Source organism: Veillonella sp. ACP1 (assembly GCF_000286635.1).
Lineage (GTDB): Bacteria > Bacillota > Negativicutes > Veillonellales > Veillonellaceae > Veillonella > Veillonella atypica.
In genome coordinates, this window is record NZ_ALKL01000013.1 from 1 (window position 1) to 4,568 (window position 4,568).

Consider the following 4,568-nt stretch of genomic DNA (forward strand, 5'->3'; position numbering starts at 1 on the left):
CAATCCACGGTTGTGGCTTCATAGAATCATCAAATTTAACTAGATTCTCACCGATGCCATACCTCACAATCCCCCAACTAAAATAATTCTCTGTAGGTTCCAATGTCCCCGCATATGACATGGCTCCAACCTTTAATGTATCCTTATCGGTATTCTTCCCACACCCAAAAACAGCAAAAATAGCTATCAGAACTACACAAACTCCCAAGAAACTATACTTTTTTATTTTCATGTAAACCTCCTACTATACACCGTCCTCATCATAATAGGAATATATTTGTATTAATATGTCGACATAACAACAATATAATATATAGATCTCACTCAAAACAAATGAGAATATTTTATAAAATTATAACTTTTTTAAAGACTATAAAATTCTAGGGTTATAGTAAAAAAATAAAAGCCTTCGCATACGCGAAGGCTTTCACTAAATATATTATTGATTTGTAGAATCAGTAATAGTATCCATGCTCAACGGATTGTGAGGTTGTCCTATTTCAAAAATAGAACTCAATAACACTTTTGTATATGGATGTTTAGCATCTGCTAGGTGGAACGCATCTATTTCTTCAACAATGTCGCCTTTGTACATAACTACAACCTTATGGCACATAGTACGAATGAAAGCAATATCATGAGCGATGAATAGATAGGTCAAATTCCGTTTCTTTTGCAATCTAGCGAGTAGATACGCAATAGAGTCTTGAACGGATACATCAAGAGCACTCGTTGCCTCATCGAATACAAGAATTTCAGGTTCCAACACGATAGCCCGTGCAATAGCTACACGTTGACGTTGACCACCAGACATCTCATGAGGGAATCGATGCATAAATTCGCGTGGTAAATCTACCATTTCAAGATAGTCACCAGCGATTTGCTCTTCCTTGCCCTTTTCTAGAAGGCCAAAGTTATAGAGTGGTTCAAGGATAATATCCTTAACCTTCATGCGCGGATTAAATGCAGCGGATGGATCTTGGAATACCATTTGAATTTTTTGACGGTATTCTTTAGTTTGTTCCGCATTCATATGTTGAATTTCAACACCGTCTACGTAGATTTCACCTTCTGTAATAGGCAACATTTTCATAATCATACGAACCAATGTTGTTTTACCAGAACCGGATTCACCTACAATGCCAAGGGATTGCCCTTTTTCAAGGGTAATGTTGATATTCTTACACGCCTCAAGTTCACCACCAGTAGGAAGTGGGAATCGTTTATATACATTTTTAATTTCTACTGCGTAGTTAGTCAATGTAACGACCTCCTCCCAATGTTGGCACCGCATCTTTTAATTGTTTTGTGTATTCATTAGATGGGTTTTCTAAGATTTCTTGTGGTGTACCTGCATCTACAACACGGCCTTTTTTCATAACGATGATGTAATCGGACATATACGCTGCTACACCAAGGTTATGAGTTACCATAACGATAGCGGAATTATGTTCTTTAGATAATTCCATCATTTGCATAACAACTTGAGATTGTGTTGTAACGTCTAGAGCGGATGTTGGTTCATCACCGATGAGTAATGCTGGATCTAAAGCTAATGCCATAGCAATCCCTACACGTTGGCGTTGACCGCCAGATAACTCATGTGGATATCGACGCAATATATCGGCGCAATTAGGTAACGCAACAGACTCTAATAATTCAATAGCACGACGATCGCATTCGTCATTATCGATTTCAATATGAGCCTTAAATAACTCTCTAAATTGCTTGCCGATGCGTACAATCGGATCGAGTGCACTACCGCTATCTTGGAAGATCATGGCCATGTCTTTGCCACGTATGGAACGCCATTCGGCTTTAGAAAGGTTTCGAAGGTCTTTGCCATTAAATAGCAATGTACCTTCTGTAACCTCACCACCGACTGGTAATAACCCCATAAGGGCGCGGATCACGGTAGTCTTACCGGATCCGGATTCCCCTACGATGGTCAATACCTTGCCGCGTTCCAAGGTAAAATTTACATCCATAACAGCAGGTACGCCTTGATACGCGATACTAAGATGTTCTACTGTGAGTACGTTTTCTGCCATTATAGCTCCTTATTATTTAGTAATTTTATTTGTAATCCAGTAGTAGTCACTTGGGTACATTACGGCACCTTTCAAGTAAGAACCAGTTACGATATTAGTTTTAGGATAACCTAAGAATAATGCAGCACCATCATTCATCAATAATTGTTGAATTTGGATTGCATATTCACGACGTTTAGCAGGATCGAATTCTGTTTCAGCTGCATCTAACAATTGGTCAACTTGTGGGTTGGAGTAACCAGAACCATTTTGAGGGTTAGAACCATCGATATTAGTATGCCAATAGTTAGACAAGAACCAGATTGGGTCACCTGTATTAGCAGTTACGATATTGGAGATAAGCATATCATAGTCGCCATCTTGACCCATTTTATCAATCAAGTTATAGTCAACTGTTTTGATTTTCATGTCGATACCCACTTTTTTAAGGTCTGCTTGAACAGCTTCGGCATAAAGTGGTAATTCTGCACGAGAGTTATATACAACGAAGTTGAATGTTAACGGTTTACCATCTTTATCAAGGATGCCGTCCCCATCAGTATCTTTCCAGCCATCTTCTGCTAACAATTGTTTAGCACGATCTACATTATATGCATTAGGATCTTTCAAATCTTTGAAGCCATAGTCCATGGATGGTGGAATTGGAGCGGAACCAGGAATGAATGTGCCTTTTAGCAATACATCGGCATAGTTTTTACGATCTGTTGCGGAAATAACAGCTGCACGTACTTTGTCATCACCAAGAACACCTTTTTGGTTAATACGAGCCAATACTACGCGAAGAGATGCGATTTCATCAACCTTGAACTTATCGTTATTTTGGAATAAGCCGATTTCACCAGCACCGATGTTAACAGCCATATCTACGTCGCCAGATTGTAAGCTCATAGCACGCGTATTAGGATCGTCGATGGAAGGAATTTCTACAGTTTTGAATGGTACTGCACCATCCCAATAGTTTTCGTTAGCAGCCATTTCAGCGCGTTCTTTAGTGAAAGATTTAACTACATATGGGCCTGTACCGATAGGACCTTCCTTCGCAAAGTTGCGTCCGTCTTTTTCAGATTGTACATCGACGATAAGGAACAATGGATCCGCTAAAAGCCCAGGCATATTAGGATATTCTTTTGTTGTATGAATAACTAATTGTTGACCATTAGCTTCCATAGAGTCATATTCGAAGAATGTTTTCGCACGATTGGATTTTTCAAAAGCCCGTTCGATAGATGCTTTAACTGCTGCAGCATCAACTTTCTTACCATTGGAGAACTTTACCTTATCGTTGATGGTAAACGTCCATGTTTTATGGTCTGGAGATACTTCCCATTTGGATGCAATCCAAGGTTGTGGCTTCATTTGTTCATCAAATTTAGCCAATGTTTCACCTACACCATAACGCATGACAACCCATGCGAAGAAGTTTTCTGTAGGTTCTAATGTAGATGCAAAGTTAGTTACGCCAACCTTTAATACGTCCTTATTATCAGCACCATTATTGGAGCCACAGCCAGCGATGAAGGAACCCATCATTACGATACTAAGGCCTGCTAACAGCGCCTTTTTCCAAGATTTTTTCATTTACAATCTCCTTGTAAACACACTATACAAAACTATATCTCCCTATTACACATCAAATAGCATAATAAAGATTCAAAAATTATTATCCTTGATTCTTAGGATCCACTACGTCCCGTAAGGAATCAGACCAAAGGTTGAAAATAGATACGACAATAAGAATCGACAAACCAGGGAATGCCATGAGCCATGGACTCGTTTGCAAATATTGACGACCTTCATTAAGCATGAGGCCCCATTCAGGTGTTGGTGGTTGTGCACCGAATCCAAGGAAGGATAAACCTGCTACCTCAATCATGATTGCCCCAATATCGAGCGCACCTGTGGTTACAACGAGTGGCAAAATATTAGGGATAATATGACGGCGTAAAATTGTCCACGTAGAGGCGCCCATCATAACGGCCGCCGTTACATACTCTTCACCGCGTACTTTCAGCGTCATAGAACGAACAAGACGGGCATATTTAGCCCACCCTACAACAGATAATGCTAGGATAGTATTTACAATACTGCCCCCCAAGATACCGGCGATTGCAATGGCGAGTACTACACCTGGGAAGGATAACATAATATCCGCCAAGCGCATAAGAACCATTTCAACCTTGCCGCCAAAGTAACCTGCTACGGCACCGATAACTGTACCAATGCTTACCATAATCACTACAATGGATACACCCATGAACAAGGATAATTGAGTACCATAAATGATACGAGACAATACGTCACGGCCCAATTTATCGGTACCAAACCAATGTTGTGCGCTAGGGGCTTGTAATGCTTTTGTCATATCTGAGGAAAAAGCATCGCCCGGCGCAAGCCATGGTGCAAAAATAGCAATGAATACGATAATAAGCATCAATGCAGTGTAGAAAGAGAACAATTTATGTTTCTGAATAAATTCTTTCATTATGCTCTCTCCCTTTTCAATCTAGGGTCTAATAG

General features: G+C 39.9%; 4 protein-coding genes and 1 pseudogene. All 5 read right to left on the reverse strand.

Translation table 11 applies throughout. The features are described from left to right. Positions 1-232, reverse strand: a pseudogene (locus HMPREF1151_RS05865) (ABC transporter substrate-binding protein); the annotation flags it as partial. Positions 233-439: 207 nt separating this feature from the next. Continuing rightward, the gene (locus HMPREF1151_RS05870; protein ID WP_009661420.1) at positions 440-1,261 is read right to left on the reverse strand and encodes an ABC transporter ATP-binding protein; all 822 of its coding nucleotides are present in this window, start codon (positions 1,259-1,261) and stop codon (positions 440-442) included. Continuing rightward, positions 1,254-2,051, reverse strand: coding sequence for an ABC transporter ATP-binding protein (locus tag HMPREF1151_RS05875; protein ID WP_009661418.1), 798 nt, complete (start codon positions 2,049-2,051; stop codon positions 1,254-1,256). The genes HMPREF1151_RS05870 and HMPREF1151_RS05875 overlap by 8 nt, the downstream gene beginning before the upstream one ends. Before the next feature lie 12 nt (positions 2,052-2,063). Further along, positions 2,064-3,629 (reverse strand): ABC transporter substrate-binding protein, encoded by a 1,566-nt coding sequence (locus tag HMPREF1151_RS05880; RefSeq protein ID WP_009661417.1) that lies wholly within the window; start codon positions 3,627-3,629, stop codon positions 2,064-2,066. Between the two features lie 82 nt (positions 3,630-3,711). After that, complete coding sequence (gene nikC, locus HMPREF1151_RS05885) at positions 3,712-4,533, reverse strand: nickel transporter permease (protein ID WP_009661419.1); 822 nt, start codon at positions 4,531-4,533, stop codon at positions 3,712-3,714. Positions 4,534-4,568 lie beyond the last annotated feature (35 nt).